12 protein-coding genes are annotated in these 14,181 nt (G+C 73.9%); 3 read left to right on the plus strand and 9 right to left on the minus strand.

Features of this window, described 5'->3' with window-relative positions; genetic code table 11:
* Window positions 1-41 precede the first annotated feature (41 nt).
* A complete protein-coding gene (locus tag JOL79_RS22125) occupies window positions 42-1,628 on the minus strand; it encodes a pyridoxal phosphate-dependent decarboxylase family protein (protein ID WP_307848666.1) in 1,587 nt (528 codons plus the stop codon).
* Between the two features lie 179 nt (window positions 1,629-1,807).
* Window positions 1,808-3,193 carry a diaminobutyrate--2-oxoglutarate transaminase family protein gene (locus JOL79_RS22130; protein WP_210157791.1) on the minus strand — a complete coding sequence of 462 codons (1,386 nt, stop codon included), beginning with the start codon at window positions 3,191-3,193 and terminating at the stop codon, window positions 1,808-1,810.
* A gap of 252 nt (window positions 3,194-3,445) precedes the next feature.
* On the opposite strand from JOL79_RS22130, the gene hypF reads away from it, so the two are divergent.
* Window positions 3,446-5,758, plus strand: a complete 2,313-nt coding sequence (gene hypF / locus JOL79_RS22135; RefSeq protein ID WP_307848667.1) for a carbamoyltransferase HypF — start codon at window positions 3,446-3,448, stop codon at window positions 5,756-5,758.
* Window positions 5,759-5,781: 23 nt separating this feature from the next.
* On the opposite strand, the gene JOL79_RS22140 is transcribed toward hypF, so the two are convergent.
* The 4 genes from JOL79_RS22140 to JOL79_RS22155 are packed head-to-tail and all read right to left on the minus strand — an operon-like array spanning window position 5,782 to window position 9,282.
* Complete coding sequence (locus JOL79_RS22140; RefSeq protein WP_210157793.1) at window positions 5,782-6,996, minus strand: ABC transporter permease; 1,215 nt, start codon at window positions 6,994-6,996, stop codon at window positions 5,782-5,784.
* Entirely contained in the window at window positions 6,993-7,679 is a 687-nt protein-coding gene (locus JOL79_RS22145; RefSeq protein WP_210157794.1) for an ABC transporter ATP-binding protein, read from the minus strand. The genes JOL79_RS22140 and JOL79_RS22145 overlap by 4 nt, the downstream gene beginning before the upstream one ends.
* Window positions 7,676-8,752 carry a peptidoglycan-binding protein gene (locus JOL79_RS22150; RefSeq protein WP_210157795.1) on the minus strand — a complete coding sequence of 359 codons (1,077 nt, stop codon included), beginning with the start codon at window positions 8,750-8,752 and terminating at the stop codon, window positions 7,676-7,678. The genes JOL79_RS22145 and JOL79_RS22150 overlap by 4 nt, the downstream gene beginning before the upstream one ends.
* Window positions 8,749-9,282, minus strand: coding sequence for a hypothetical protein (locus JOL79_RS22155; RefSeq protein WP_210157796.1), 534 nt, complete (start codon window positions 9,280-9,282; stop codon window positions 8,749-8,751). The genes JOL79_RS22150 and JOL79_RS22155 overlap by 4 nt, the downstream gene beginning before the upstream one ends.
* A 110-nt stretch (window positions 9,283-9,392) precedes the next feature.
* Here JOL79_RS22155 and JOL79_RS35110 point away from each other — a divergent pair, with 110 nt between their 5' ends.
* The gene (locus JOL79_RS35110; protein ID WP_210157797.1) at window positions 9,393-10,793 is read left to right on the plus strand and encodes a sensor histidine kinase; all 1,401 of its coding nucleotides are present in this window, start codon (window positions 9,393-9,395) and stop codon (window positions 10,791-10,793) included.
* Window positions 10,790-11,440, plus strand: a complete 651-nt coding sequence (locus tag JOL79_RS22165) for a response regulator (protein WP_210157798.1) — start codon at window positions 10,790-10,792, stop codon at window positions 11,438-11,440. The genes JOL79_RS35110 and JOL79_RS22165 overlap by 4 nt, the downstream gene beginning before the upstream one ends.
* Window positions 11,441-11,473: 33 nt before the next feature.
* Here JOL79_RS22165 and JOL79_RS22170 read toward each other — a convergent pair whose 3' ends face one another.
* The 3 genes from JOL79_RS22170 to hypD all read right to left on the minus strand — a co-directional run bounded on the left by JOL79_RS22170 (window position 11,474) and on the right by hypD (window position 14,180).
* The gene (locus tag JOL79_RS22170) at window positions 11,474-11,893 is read right to left on the minus strand and encodes a hypothetical protein (RefSeq protein ID WP_210157799.1); all 420 of its coding nucleotides are present in this window, start codon (window positions 11,891-11,893) and stop codon (window positions 11,474-11,476) included.
* Window positions 11,894-11,970: 77 nt separating this feature from the next.
* Window positions 11,971-13,059 (minus strand): hydrogenase expression/formation protein HypE, encoded by a 1,089-nt coding sequence (gene hypE, locus JOL79_RS22175; protein WP_307848668.1) that lies wholly within the window; start codon window positions 13,057-13,059, stop codon window positions 11,971-11,973.
* Window positions 13,056-14,180 carry a hydrogenase formation protein HypD gene (gene hypD, locus JOL79_RS22180; protein ID WP_210157800.1) on the minus strand — a complete coding sequence of 375 codons (1,125 nt, stop codon included), beginning with the start codon at window positions 14,178-14,180 and terminating at the stop codon, window positions 13,056-13,058. The genes hypE and hypD overlap by 4 nt, the downstream gene beginning before the upstream one ends.
* Between the last annotated feature and the right edge of the window lies 1 nt (window position 14,181).

Below are 14,181 nucleotides of genomic sequence, written 5' to 3' on the forward strand. Positions count from 1 at the left end.
ACCGACGGATACCGACGGTGCTGAGGCGCGGCCGGACCCGGTCACCGAGCTTCCTCGGCCTGCCCGGCCTCGACGACGGTCTCCAGGAGCCGCTCTATCTGCTCCGGCGTGGTGGTGGGGTTGAGCAAGGTCAGCTTGAGCCTGACCCGGCCGGGGCCGTCGCCGGGCAATTCCGTCCGACCGACGACGGCGCGTCCCTCTCGCAGGAGTCTTCGGCGGAGCGCCGCGTTCACCCGGTCGATCTCGGCCGGGCCGGCAGGACCTGCGGCCGGATCCGTGGGCAGGTAGCGGAACAGAAAGGCGGTGAGCACCGGCTCCGTGTGCAACTCCAGGCGAGGATGGGCGCGTACGGCGGCGGCTCCGGCGAGCGCCAGGTCGTGGCATGCGTTGACCAGTTCGCCCAGCCCACGGCGGCCCAGCGTACGCAGGGTCACGGCGATCTTGACCGCGTCGGCGCGGCGGGTGGTGCGCAGGGAGAGGCCGAGCAGGCTCCCATATCCCGCATCCTCGTCGTCCGCGGGGTTCAGGTACGCCGCGCGCCTGGCCAGGGAGGCGTACGTCTCGGCCTGCCGGACCAGGAAGATTCCGGCGGCGACGGGCTGCCATCCCAGTTTGTGCCAGTCGAGCGAGACCGAGTCAGCCAGGTTGACGCCGTCCAGCAGCGGGGCCAGCCGATCGGAGAGCAGCGCGCCGCCGCCGTACGCGGCGTCGACGTGGAGCCAGGCCCCGTACGCGGCGGCGAGGCGGGCACACTCCGGCAGGGGATCGATCGCCCCGGTGTCGGTGGTCCCGGCCGTCGCCACGACCGCCATCGGCAGCTCACCTCGCCCGGCGCTCGCCGCCAGTTCGGCGGCCAGGGCGCCGGGATCCATCCGCAGGTCGTCCCCGACGGCCACCGGGACGACTGCCTCCTCGCCGAGGCCCAGCAGGGCGGCCGCCCGCTGGACGGAGAAGTGCGCGACAGACGAGGCGAAGATCCGTGGGCGTGGGCCGTCGCCCGGAAGGCCGGTGACCTCGACCCGGCGCCCGGTGGCCCGGCCGAGTACGTGGTCTCGGGCGAGCATGAGCCCCATCAGGTTCGACTCGGTGCCGCCGGAGGTGAGCACTCCGGCGGCACCCGGCGGGTATCCCACCAGCCCCGCCAGCTCGTCGATCAGCAGCGTCTCCAGGGCAGTGGCGGCGGGGGCCTGGTCCCAGGAGTCCATCGAGGGGTTCAGCGCGCTCACCGCGAGATCGGCGGCGACCGCGACGGGCAACGGCGGGCAGTGCAGGTGCGCGGCGCAGTACGGGTCGGCGGGGTCGGCGCTCCCGTAGGCGAGGATCTCGGTCAGCCGACGCAGGGCGTCCGGGTCGCCCCCTCCGGAGTCCAGGCCAGAGCCCCGTCCGGGGTCCCGTCCGGGGTCCCGGCTGAAGCCTGGGCCGGTGCTTCCGCTGGTGCTTCGTCCGGAGTCCAGTTCAGGGCTGGGGTCGGCTCCAGGGGCGAAGGCGCGGGCGATCTCGGCGGCGAGGTCCTCAGGCGACACGGCGGGGATCGGCCCGCCGCGCCGCGTCACGCCAGCGGCCAGGGCGTCGAGCACAGTCGTGAGCAGCGGTCCCAGGGCGCCGCGGTCCAGGCGCGCAGCATCCACCGGTCCAGGTGTGGCGTGGTCCGGCCCTCCAGCCTCCACCGGTCCAGGTGTGGCGTGGTCCGGCCCTCCAGCTCCCACAGGTTCAGGTGCGGCGCGGTCCTGCTGTCCGGATTCGACCGGCGCGGGAGCGGTGTGGCGCGGGCCGCCGGCTTCCACCGGCTGCCGGGAGATCGGCGCCGTCACGCCGGCCGTCCCGCGAGCCGGGGAGCGACGGAGACCTCGGCGACGGCGTCGGCCAGCCGATCGAGGACGGCCTCGACCTCCTCGTCGGTGATCGTCAAGGGCGGCAGCAGCCGGAGTGTGGCGTCGTAACGGCCGCCGAGCTCCACGATGAGGCCACGGCGCAGGCAGGCCGCGCGGACGGCGGCGGCGGTGCGGGGGGCGGCCGGGCGCGCTCCGCAGGAGTCCGTGGGGCCCTCCGGGTCGACCAGTTCGACGCCGATCATGAGACCGCGGCCCCGTACGTCTCCGATGGCGGGCAGCGCGGCGCGCAGGCCGTCGAGCCGCGACATCATGCGGGCGCCGATGGCCGCGGCCCGCTCGGACAGCCCTTCGCGGGCGACGTACCGGAGGGTGGCGGCGCCCGCCGCCATGGCGAGGGTGTTGCCGCGGAAGGTGCCGGTGTGCGCGCCGGGGAGCCAGCCGTCGTACTCGTCCCGGTAGACGATCACGGCGAGCGGCAGCCCCCCGCCGATCGCCTTGGACATCACGATGGCGTCCGGTTCGACGCCGCTGTGCTCGACGGCCCAGAACGCGCCCGTGCGTCCGACGCCGGTCTGCACCTCGTCGACGATCAGCGGGATCTCCCGTTCGGCCGTGATCCTGCGCATCTCGCGCACCCAGCCGTCGGGCGCGGGCACGGCGCCGCCCTCGCCCTGCACGATCTCCATGATCATGGCGGCGGACGGCACCACCCCGCCGGCGGGGTCGTCGAGCAGCCGCTCGGTGTAGGTCGCCGCGATCTCCGCGCTGCGGTCACCGCCGACTCCGAACGGGCACCGGTACGCGTACGGGTAGGGCAGCCGGGTCACCTCGGCCCCGGTCGCGGGGAGCGGGGCCTTCACCGCGACGTTGCCGGTTACGGCCAGCGCGCCGGCCGTCATCCCGTGGTAGGCCCCGGTGAACGCGAGCAGGCCGCGCCGCCCGGTGGCGGTCTCCATCAGTTTCAGCGCGGCCTCCACGGCGTCCGTGCCGGCCGGGCCGCAGAAGTGGACGCGGGCCCGGTCGCGGAACCGTCCGGGCAGGGTCGCGAAGAGGGCGTCGGTGAAGTCGTCCTTCTCCGGCGTCGCCAGGTCGAGCACGTGCAGCGGCACGCCGCGGTCGAGCGTGCGCCGTACGGCCTCGTCGACGACGGGGTGGTTGTGGCCGAGCGCGAGCGAACCGGCTCCCGACAGGCAGTCGAGGTAGCGGCGGCCGTCGGCGCCTTCGATCGTCATGCCCGACGCGCGGACGGGCACGATCGGGAACGATCGGGCGTAGGTGCGGGCGGCGGACTCCCTGGCGCGCTGGCGTCGCAGGATCGCGTCGGCGCCGGGCACGCCGGTGCGGTCCGGGTTCGGGCTCATCGATCTGGCTCCTCGACAGACAGAGACGATGGACGGGTGGCGGCCTGCCACGCCGGTCCCGGCGGTTCGGTCCCGGCGGTTTGGTCACGGCACGCCGCCGAGATCAAAGCAGGTGACGCTCGGCCACCGGGTGACCGAGGGGCCGCCGCAGGGCGAATTCCCAACGGTATGCGACGGCGAACAGGAAGACGACGACGCCCTCCGCGGGGGGCCGACGGCCTGCGGATCTTATCGCGGCGCGACAATGGCCAGGTGAGCAGGCGGGTACGCGCCGCGATCAGGGTCGAGGGCATCGTGCAGGGGGTGGGCTTCCGGCCCTTCGTGTACGGTCTGGCCATCGAGCTGGGGCTCGACGGGCTGGTCGGCAACGACGAGCGCGGCGTGTTCATCGAGGTCGAGGGTGGCCGGGCGCCGGTGGGGGAGTTTCTCGCCGCGCTGCGGGGCCATCCGCCGCCGCTCGCCGTGATCGAGCGGATCAGTGTCGAGCGCGTCCGGGCCGGGCCGGGGGGCACCGGGTTCGTCATCGTGCGCAGCGCCGTGGGGGGCGACCGGCGGGCCCTGGTCTCACCCGACGTCGCGACCTGCGTCGACTGCCTGCGGGAGATGGCCGACCCGGCCGATCGCCGGTACGGCTACGCCTTCACGAACTGCGTCAACTGCGGCCCCCGGTTCACGATCGTCCGCGACGTGCCGTACGACCGGCCGAACACGACGATGGCCGGTTTCGCGATGTGCGCGGACTGTGCCCGGGAATATCACGATCCGGCCGACCGGCGGTTCCACGCCCAGCCGGTGTGCTGCCCCGCCTGCGGCCCGCGGCTCCGGCTGGTCGATCGGGAGGGCCGGACGATCGCCGGCGACCCGGTGGCCGAGGCCGTCCGGTGGCTCCGACGCGACGCCGTGCTGGCCGTCAAGGGGCTCGGCGGCTACCATCTTGCCGCCGTCGCCGCCCGCGAGCCCGCCGTCGCGGCGCTGCGTTCCCGCAAGCACCGGGAGGACAAGCCGTTCGCGGTCATGGCGCCCGACCTGGCCGCCGCCCGCCGCCTGTGCGCCGTCGACGAAACGGCCGAGCGGCTGCTGACCGGCCCGGCCCGGCCCATCGTGCTGCTGCGGCGGCTGCCCGAGCCGCCCGAGCTGCCTGGGGCCGCGATCGCCCCCTCCGTGGCGCCCGGCAATCCCTGGCTCGGCCTGATGCTGCCCTACACCCCGCTGCACCACCTCCTGCTCCGGGAGCTCGCCTGCCCGCTCGTGCTGACCAGCGGAAACGTGTCCGACGAGCCGATCGCGTACGTCGACGAGGAGGCGATGGAACGGCTGGCCGGCATCGCCGACGTGTTCCTCACCCACGATCGGCCGATCCACGTGCGGGCCGACGACTCGGTCGTCCGGACGTTCCGCGGACGAGAGCTGCCCGTCCGGCGGTCCCGCGGGTACGCGCCCCAGCCGATGGCGCTCGCGGCCGGCGTCCCCCGGCCCGTGCTGGCCTGCGGCGCCGAGCTGAAGAACACCTTCTGCCTGGCCAAAGGCCGTCGTGCGTTCGTCTCCCACCACATCGGCGACCTGGAGAACTACGAGACGCTGCGGGCGTACACGCAGGGGATCGAGCACTTCCGCCGGCTGTTCGACCTGGTCCCCGAGGTGGTGGCGCACGATCTGCACCCCGAATATCTGTCCACCAAGTACGCCCTGGAGCGGGAGGGCGTCGATCTGGTGGGTGTCCAGCACCATCACGCCCACGTCGCCTCCTGTCTGGCCGACAACGGCGAGTGCGGCCCGGTGATCGGCGTCGCGTTCGACGGCCTGGGCTACGGCCTGGACGGCACGTTGTGGGGCGGGGAGTTCCTGATCGCCGACCTGGCCCGGTTCGAGCGGGCCGGTTATCTGGAGCCGCTGCCCATGCCGGGCGGTGCGGCGGCGATCAGGGAGCCGTGGCGCATGGCCGCCGCCTACCTCGACCTCGCCCTCGGCGGCTGCGTCCCTGACGACATGGACGTGGTGCGGCGCAACGCCGACCGCTGGCCGGCCGTGGTCGCGCTCGCCCGCGCCGGTGTCGGTTCTCCGCGTACGTCCAGCATGGGCCGCCTGTTCGACGCCGTGGCGGCGATCACCTGCGGCAGGGACGTGATCACCTATGAGGGCCAGGCCGCCGTGGAACTGGAGCGGCGGGCAGACCCGGCCGAACCGGGCGCGTACGAATGTCCCCTGCTCGCCGGGGCGCCGGCCACCACGGCGCTGTTCACGGCGGCCGGGCCTGAGCTGGTCGCGGCCGTCGTCGACGACCTGGGCGCGGGGACGCCCGCCGAGGTGGTCGCCGCCCGGTTCCACAACGCGGTCGCCCGGCTGGTCGCGGACGGTTGCGCGCGCCTGCGCGACGCCGGGGCACCGTCCACGGTGGCCCTTTCCGGCGGCGTCTTCCAGAACATGCTGCTCCTGGAGCGGGCCACCGACCTGCTGGAGGCCGACGGCTTCCGGGTCCTGACACACCGCCGGGTGCCGCCGAACGACGGCGGCGTCAGCCTCGGCCAGGCCGCCGTCGCCGCCGCCCTCGACAGGGAGCGCGGCTAGACCGCGCTTTCTGCCGAGCGCGGCTAGACCGCGCGCAGGGCGTCCGTGGGAGGCAGTCCGGCCGCGCGGACGGCCGGGTAGAGGCCGGCCAGAGCCCCGACGGCCAGGGCGGCGCCCAGGCCCAGCGCCGGGGCCCCGGGCGGGACGACGGGAGGCCAGCCCCGTTCGAGCGCGGTCACGTACGTGATGAGCGCTCCCAACGCGGTCCCCGTCAGCCCGCCGAGCGTCGCCAGGACGAGCGACTCGACGAGGAACTGCCCGGCGATGTGCGGGCGCCTGGCGCCCAGCGCGCGGCGCAGGCCGATCTCCGCGCGGCGTTCCAGGACCGAGATGACCATGACGTTGGCGATGCCGACACCGCCGACGAACAGGGCGACGGCGCCGAGGCCGAGGAACAGGGAGGTGCCCGAGTCGGCGACGAGCAGCCGCGAGGCCAGCGCGTCGGAGGGCCGGCTGACCTGTACGCCGGGAGGATCGGCCGGGTTGACGGCGCGGGCGAGCAGGTCCACGGTCTGGGCGACGCGTGCGGTGTCGGCCCGGACGTACAGGCGGGTGGGGTGGTCGTCGTAGCCGAAGAGGGCGCGGGCGGCGGGCAGGCCGATCAGCGCGGCCCGGTCGAGCTCGGGGCTCAGTTCCAGAGGGGCGAGGACGCCCGCGACCACGAACCAGTGACCGCCGATCCGAACACGGGTGCCGGGGCCGGGCCGGGCGACCCCGAGCTGGACGGCGGCCTGCTGCCCGAGGACGGTGACCGGGTAGCGGGCGGTGGCCGCGCTGAGGAAGACGCCGGCCGCCACGCGGCCGTCGAGGGTGGCGAGCAGGCCGGTGCCGGTCGCGCGGACGTCCAGCCCGCCCGTGTGCGTGAGCGGGATCCTGTCGGATCGGTAGACCTGGACGTTGTTCAGCACGGCGGTGACGGCGACGTGCTCCACCCCCTCGACGCGCGCGACGCCGAGGCCGGCGGTCGCCGGCAGCGGGACCTCGTCGCCGAGACTCTGCCCGGCGGTCACAGTGAGCAGGTTGGTGCCGAGCCGGTCGATGCGGGCCAGCAGCTCCGACTGGCTGGAGCGGGTGATGCCGAGCACGGCGACGATGGCGGCGATGCCGATGGCGATCCCCAGCGTGGACAGCGCGGTGCGCACACGGCGGCCGCGCAGGCCCATGGTCGCCAGCGGGAGCAGGTCGGCGGGCCGCAGCCGGGAGGCGAGACCGGCCCCGGCGCCCGGCGGGGCGGTCATCGGGCGACCGCCGAGCCGACGCGGCCGTCGCGGATCTCGACCCGGCGTCCGCACGCGGCCGCGACGACGGGGTCGTGAGTGATGACGAGCATGGTCACCCCGTCGGCGTTCAGCTCGGTGAGCAGCCGCAGGATCTGCCCGCCCGTGGCGGTGTCGAGGTTGCCGGTGGGTTCGTCGGCGAGCACCAGGGCGGGCCGTCCGACGAGGGCGCGCGCGATGGCGACGCGCTGCTGCTCGCCCCCCGACAGGGTCCGTGCGGCCTGGTGGGCGCGGTGGCTCAGTCCCACGCGTTCCAGCGCGCTGAGGGCGGCCGCGCGGCGCCGGCGCCGCGGCAGGCCGCGGTAGAGCAGGCCGGTCGCCACGTTCTCGACGGCGGTGAGGTGGTCGAGGAGGTGGAAGCGCTGGAAGACCACGCCCAGGAGGTGTGCCCGCACGCCCGACAGGCGACGGTCGCCCGAGCTCTCGATGGCGTGTCCCGCCAGCTGGATGGTGCCGTCGGTGGGCCGGTCCAGTCCCGCGGCGAGGTTGAGCAGCGTGGTCTTGCCCGACCCGGACGGCCCGACGACCGCGACCAGCTCTCCCGCGCGCACGGTCAGGTCGACTTCCCGCAGCGACGTGACGGGCGGGGTGCCGGGATGGGTCTTGGACACCCCGTGGAAGGACAGCACGACGTCGTCGTTCATGACAGCGGCACCTCCACCTGCGCACCGTCGGTCGCGTCGCCGGTGATCTCGCCGGTGATCTCAACGGTGCCGCCGTCCTCGTCGAACAGCCCGGGCTGGACGGGCACGAGGCGGCGGGGGCCGGGTGCGGTGACCGCCACCTGGTAGCCGCCGCCGGGGCGGGGCAGCAGCGCGGTGACCGGCACGGTGAGCACGTTCTCGTGCCGGGCGGTCACGACGGCGACCTGGACGGGGGCGAGGTCCAGGCCGGCGACGGCGCGGCCGGGCCGGATGAGTGTGATCGTGACGGGAACGGTGGCCGGGCCGCTGTCCTGGGCGGTGGCGACCCTGCCGACCCTGCTTACGCGGCCGCGCACGGTGCTCCCGCCGCTCGGGAGGGTGATCTCGACCCGGTCGCCGGGGCGCACCTGGCCCAGCCGGTCGGTGGTCAGCGACATCTGGACGACGCGGGTGGCGGAGTTGACGACGAGCATGCGCGTGCCGGGCCCGGCCGATGCGCCGGCCTCGGTCACGATCGTGCGGATCCGGACGCGGCCGGGCAGGAAGACCACGGCCCCGAGGTCGAGGCGGCCCGTCTGGGGCCGGCCCTGCTTGCGCTGCCAGCGCCGTACGGCGGCGGCGGTGGCCGTGGAGAAGTGGTCGTCCACGGTCATGGCGTGACCGGGGTCCATGCCCAGGGCCCGGAGGTTGGCCTCCAGCCGTCGGACGTCGCGCCCGTCGCTCATGCCGAGGGCGAAGTCGCGGTGGGCCGGCACGGATCCGTACAGCAGGGCGGCGGGGATGCCGCCGACGGCGAACAGCCGGGCGCCGCGCCCCAGCACGGCGCCCGGCCGGGGCACGGCGGTGACGACCCCGGGGGGCAGCTCGCTGACGACCGAGTAGGTGCGGTCGAAGCCGAGCACGCCGGGAAGCTGGATCGTGGAGACGACATCGGTGCGGCGCATGGGGGCGGAGGTCACGGCCACCTGCGGCGCGGAGGTTGGCTGTGGGGAGGCCGCGCATCCGGCGGCCAGCAGCGCTACGAGCACGGCACCGGCGACGGGGGACGTCTTCGTGATCTTCGTGATCTTCATGAGAACGGGAACTCCACGGCGAACTCGACGCAGGCGTCGTAGGCGGCCCTCATCTCGGGGTCCTTGGCCTTGCTCTCCAACCGGGTGCCCCTGAGCTTGAACGTGCCGTCCGAGCTGGGGTCGGGGAAGTCCGATATGCCGTGCCGCCGCACGCAGTCGGCGAACTTGCGTCCTCTGGCGATGTCCGCCGCGCTGGGCGCCTGGGTCCGGCGCCGCTGGTCGGGGATCTGCTTGTAGAGCGCCTCGCATTGGGGGATGTTCCTGGCGGCCTTCATGTCCTCCGGGCGAGGCTGACCGCTCTGAGCCGGGACCTCGAATCTGATCCGTCCCCCGACCAGCGTGGGGTCGGGGATCTGGTAGCCGTGGGCGCGGGCGCACGCGACGAACCGCAGGGCGATCCGCATGGCGTCGGCCGACGGGGTGGCGCCCGGCGAGGCGGCGGCGGTGGTCGTCGCGGGCGGCGACGAGGAGCAGGCGGCGAGCGCGAGGGCCATGACGGCCAGGGCGGCGCCGGTTCTTGTCCGTGGCATGCCATGAGGCTGGCCCCGAGGGGCCCTCCCGCGCGTCCGGCGGCCGACGGAGGTTGTCGTCTGTCCCAGGACAGACGACGGGCTTATCGTGCGATCCATACCCTGATGGCGTGATCGGCATCCGACGGCTGGTGACCGACGGCGGCGTGGTCGCCGTCGTGGTCGTGGCGGGCCTCCTGATGGGCGCCACCGCGCTGCTCAACGTGCCCACGCCGATGGAGCGCCTGCCGAAGAGTGCCAACGCGGAGTGGATGGTGCTGCTGAAGCGGTTCGGGACCGAGGAGAACTGGCGGCAGCAGGTCCTGTGGTGGTGGCTGTCACTGGCGCCCACGGCCGCGGCCGTGTTCGTCCGGCACCGGCGCCCGATGACGGCCTTCGCGCTGGCGGTGCTGGGATCGGTCGCGCACGTGCTGAGCCCGGCGCTTCCGCACCTGCCCGCCGACCTGGTGGTCGCGCTCGCCCTGTACGGCGTGGCCGCCGCGGCGGCCGATCGGCGCGTGTCGCTGGCGCTGCTGTCCGCCGCTCAGATCGGTCTCTACGGCCTCGCGCTGGCCGCCGTTAACGGCCTGCCCGACGGCAAGTTCGGCAAATACGCCCTCGTCGAGCCCCCGGACCTCTTCCCGGTTCTGGAGCAGGACAACCTGCTGCTGCTCGCCGCCTCCCAGGCGGTGGTGCCCGCGCTGCTGCTGGCCGTCGCCTGGACGGCGGGGGACGGCGCCCGCACCCGCCGGGCCCATCTGGCGACCCTCCGCGAGCGCGCGGCCGACCTGGCCCGGGAGCAGGAGCAGCGGACGGCGCTCGCGGTGGCCGCCGAGCGCGGCCGCATCGCCCGGGAGCTGCACGACGTCGTCGCGCACGGCCTGTCGGTGATGGTGGTCCAGGCCCAGGGCGGCCGGGCCGCGCTGAACCGGCATCCGGAACGAACCGGGGCGGCCTTGGACACCGTCATCACCACCGGCCGGGCGTCCCTGGCCGAGATGCGCCGCCTGCTCAGCCTCGTCCGGCAGGACCTCGGCGCCGACGACCCCGCCCGCGCCCCGCAGCCCGGCCTGGCCGCGCTCCCGGAGCTCGTCGACAGGGTCAGGGCGGGCGGCACTCCGGTGACCTTCACCGTGGTGGGGGAGCCGCTCATGTTGCCGGCGGCGGTGGAGCTGTCGGCGTACCGGATCGTCCAGGAGGCGCTGACCAACAGCATCAAGCACGCGGGACCGAGCAGCCGGTGCGCCGTCGACCTCGAGTTCGCCCACGGCGAGCTGCGCATCCGCGTCCGGGACAGCGGCGGCCCCGGCCTCGACGTCACGGCGCCGCCGTCCGCACCGGGGAACGGGCTGCGCGGGATCGCCGAACGGGTGGCGGCGCTCGGCGGGACCCTGCACGCCGGGCCATCCGGAGGAGGCTTCGAGCTCAGGACCACGCTTCCCCTGGAGACGACGGCAGAGATGACAGCAGAGATGACGGCGGAGGCGACGGCGGAGGCGACAGCGGAGACGACGGCGGAGACGACGGCGTGACCCGCGTCGTCGTCGCCGACGACCAGGCCCTGGTCCGCACCGGCTTCCGCATGATCCTCGACGAGACCGGCGACATCGCGGTCGTCGGGGAGGCCGGCGACGGCCTGGACGCCCTGGCGGTCGTCGCCCGCACCGCCCCCGACGTGGTCCTGATGGACGTCCGCATGCCCGGCATCGACGGGATCGAGGCGACCCGCCGCCTGCGGAGCGCCGCCGGACCCGGCCGGCCGCCGCACGTGATCATCCTGACCACGTTCGACCTCGACGAGTATGTCTACGCCGGGTTGCGCGCGGGCGCGGCGGGCTTCCTGCTGAAGGACACGCTCGCCGCGGACCTCGTCGGAGCGATCCGCGCCGTCGCGAGCGGTCAGAACGTCGCCGCGCCCACCGTCACCCGTCGCCTGATCCGGCACTTCGTGGACGGCTCGCCCACGGTCAGGAACGAGGCGGCCGCGGCCGCGCTGACCGCGCGGGAGCGGGACGTGCTGCTGCTCGTCGCGCAGGGCATGTCGAACCTGGAGATCGCCCACCGCCTCGTCGTCACGGAGGGTACGGTGAAGACCCACGTCAGCCGGCTCCTGGCCAAGCTCGGCCTGCGCGACCGGATCCACGCGGTCATCTACGCCCACCAGAACGGCCTCGTCTGAACGCCGTGGCCCCGGCGCAGGACGCGAGGGCCGTCAGCCCGCCTGATCGCCGGACGGCAGGGTGGGGCTCTCCTCGTCCACGGGACCGGAGGGCTCGACGCCGGTGGAGTCCTCCATGGTGGATCCGCCGTACGGCCGCCCGGACTCGCCCTTCACGCCGGAAGGCTCCCGCCCCGGCTCCTGCTCCGTGGCGGCGATCTCCTCGGCACTCCTCCCGGTGCTCGTGCCCACACCCAGCGGGGACCGCGCGGAGGTGTCGGTGGAGGGGACGCCGGTCTCCTCCTCCCGGGACGGCGACCGTCCGGGGCCGGGCTCCCCGGCGGCCTCCGGCGAGAAGGCCTTGTCTCCTGCCCGGCGGGCATCCTCGCTCCCCTTCTCGACGTCGGGGGAGAACCCGTGCCCGTCCTCCTCCTCGAAACGGCCGGGCCGATCCGGCTCGCGGGACTCGTTCATGGTCCGACCTCCTTTCCGCGTCGGCGACGCTGGTCATGTAGCCGCTGGTCCTGTAACCGCGGGTCAGCAGATGCGGGTCAGCAGATGCGCGGCAGCGGGTCGCCCACGAGCATGTCGACGATCCGGGTGCCGCCGAAGGTGGTGCGCAGCAGTACGAGGCCGGGCGGGTCGTCCCGCACCCGTCCGACGATCTCCGCCTCCCCGCCCAGCGGGTGCCCGCGCAGCGCGTCGAGCGCGGCCCCGGCCGACGGGCCGTCCACGACGACGACCATGCGCCCCTCGCACGCCACGTAGAGCGGGTCGATCCCGAGCAGTTCGCAGGCTCCCCGTACGGCCGGCCGCACCGGGACGGCGTCCTCGTCGACCACGACCGCGACGCCGGAGGCACGGGCGATCTCGTTGAGAATCGTCGCGACACCCCCGCGCGTGGCGTCCCGCATGCAGCGGACCCCGCCGGGACAGGCGTCGAGCAGCGTGGCGACGAGACCGTTCAGCGGTGCGGTGTCGGAGATCAGGTCGGCCTCGATGTCCAGCTCCCCCCGGGCCAGCATGATCGTCACGCCGTGCTCGCCGATGGGGCCGGAGACGATGACGGTGTCGCCGGGCCGCGCGTGGGCGACGCCGAGCCGCGCCGGCCGGTCGAGCAGCCCGACCCCGGCGGTGGTGACGTAGCAGCCGTCGGCCTTGCCGCGCTGCACGACCTTGGTGTCGCCGGTGACGACGCCCACGCCCGCCGTCGCGGCGGCCCGTGCCATCGACGCGGTGACTCTCCGGAGGTCGGCGACCGGGAAGCCCTCCTCCAGGACGAAGCCGGCCGACAGGTAGAGCGGCCGGGCCCCGGACACCGACAGGTCGTTGACCGTCCCGTTGACGGCGAGGTCGCCGATGTCGCCCCCCGGGAAGAAGATCGGGGAGACCACGTAGGAATCGGTGGTGAGCGCGAGCCGCTCGGTGCCGACCTCGACGACCGCGCTGTCTTCCAGCGGCTCCAGCGCCGGGTTGCGGAACGCGTCCAGGAACACGGCCTCGATCAGCGTCTGGGTGGCCTTGCCGCCCGAGCCGTGGGCCATGGTGATGTGCTCCTCCTTCACCCTGGCCCGGCGGGCCCGCACCCGGTCGATCCGTTCGAGGACCTGCTCCTCGCGGTCTTCCCGCGTTCCGGTCACCGCGTCGCCTCCCGTACCCGCTTCCGTGAGAAGCGGCCGAAGTTGTAGTACGCGGCGCAGGCGCCCTCGGACGACACCATGCAGGTGCCGATCGGGGTCTCCGGCGTGCAGGCCGTGCCGAACACCTTGCACTCCCACGGTTTGAGCACGCCCTTGAGCACCTCGCCGCACTGGCACGCCTTCGGGTCGGCCACCCGGCCGCCGGGGATCTCGAAGATCTGCTCGGCGTCGTGGGCGGCGTACTTGGGCCTGACCCGCAGCGCGGAGTGCGAGATGAAGCCGAGGCCGCGCCACTCGAAGTACGGCCGCAGCTCCATCACCTCGCTGATCACGCGCAGCGCCTTGGGGTTGCCCTCCCACGGCACCACCCGGGAGTACTGGTTCTCGACCTCGGAACGGCCCTCGGCGAGCTGACGCAGCAGCAGGTAGATCGACTGGAGGATGTCCAGCGGCTCGAAGCCCGCCACCACCAGCGGCTTGCCGTATTCGCGGGCGATGAACTCGTACGGCCGGCAGCCGATGACCGTCGATACGTGACCCGGGCCGATGAAGCCGTCGAGCCGCAGGTCGGGCGAGTCGAGGATCGCCTTGATCGCCGGAATGATCGTCACGTGGTTGCAGAAGATCGAAAAGTTCGTCACGCCCTCGGCCGCCGCGCGCAGCACGGTCATCGCGGTCGACGGCGCGGTGGTCTCGAACCCGATGGCCATGAAGACGACCTGGCGGTCCGGTTCGCGCCGGGCGATCTTCAGGGCGTCCAGCGGCGAGTAGACCATGCGGATGTCGGCCCCCTGGGCCGTGGAGTCGAAGAACGACCCGCGCCCGCCGGGCACCCGCATCATGTCGCCGAATGACGTCATCAGGACGTCCGGCTGCCCGGCGATGTGGATGGCGTCGTCCACCCGGCCCATCGGGATCACGCAGACCGGACATCCGGGACCGTGCACGAGCGTGATCGACTCCGGCAGGTAGTCCTCAAGCCCGTGCTTGTAGATCGTGTGGGTGTGGCCGCCGCACACCTCCATGAACTTGTACGACCGGCCCGGTTCGCACAGCTCGGCGATCCTGGCCGACAGGGCCCGGGCCTTGTCGGCGTCTCGGTACTCGTCGACGAATCGCATC

Source organism: Microbispora oryzae, from assembly GCF_017896165.1.
In the GTDB taxonomy this organism is placed as follows: domain Bacteria; phylum Actinomycetota; class Actinomycetes; order Streptosporangiales; family Streptosporangiaceae; genus Microbispora; species Microbispora oryzae.

Excerpts from the sequence above, each read along its gene's own strand:
- JOL79_RS22130 (WP_210157791.1), bottom strand. The coding sequence starts at position 3,193 with ATGAGCCCGAACCCGGACCGCACCGGCGTGCCCGGCGCCGACGCGATC.
- JOL79_RS22140 (WP_210157793.1), bottom strand. The coding sequence starts at position 6,996 with ATGACCGCCCCGCCGGGCGCCGGGGCCGGTCTCGCCTCCCGGCTGCGG.
- JOL79_RS22145 (WP_210157794.1), bottom strand. The coding sequence starts at position 7,679 with ATGAACGACGACGTCGTGCTGTCCTTCCACGGGGTGTCCAAGACCCAT.
- JOL79_RS22150 (WP_210157795.1), bottom strand. The coding sequence starts at position 8,752 with ATGAAGATCACGAAGATCACGAAGACGTCCCCCGTCGCCGGTGCCGTG.
- JOL79_RS22155 (WP_210157796.1), bottom strand. The coding sequence starts at position 9,282 with ATGCCACGGACAAGAACCGGCGCCGCCCTGGCCGTCATGGCCCTCGCG.
- JOL79_RS22170 (WP_210157799.1), bottom strand. The coding sequence starts at position 11,893 with ATGAACGAGTCCCGCGAGCCGGATCGGCCCGGCCGTTTCGAGGAGGAG.
- hypD (WP_210157800.1), bottom strand. The coding sequence starts at position 14,180 with ATGCGATTCGTCGACGAGTACCGAGACGCCGACAAGGCCCGGGCCCTG.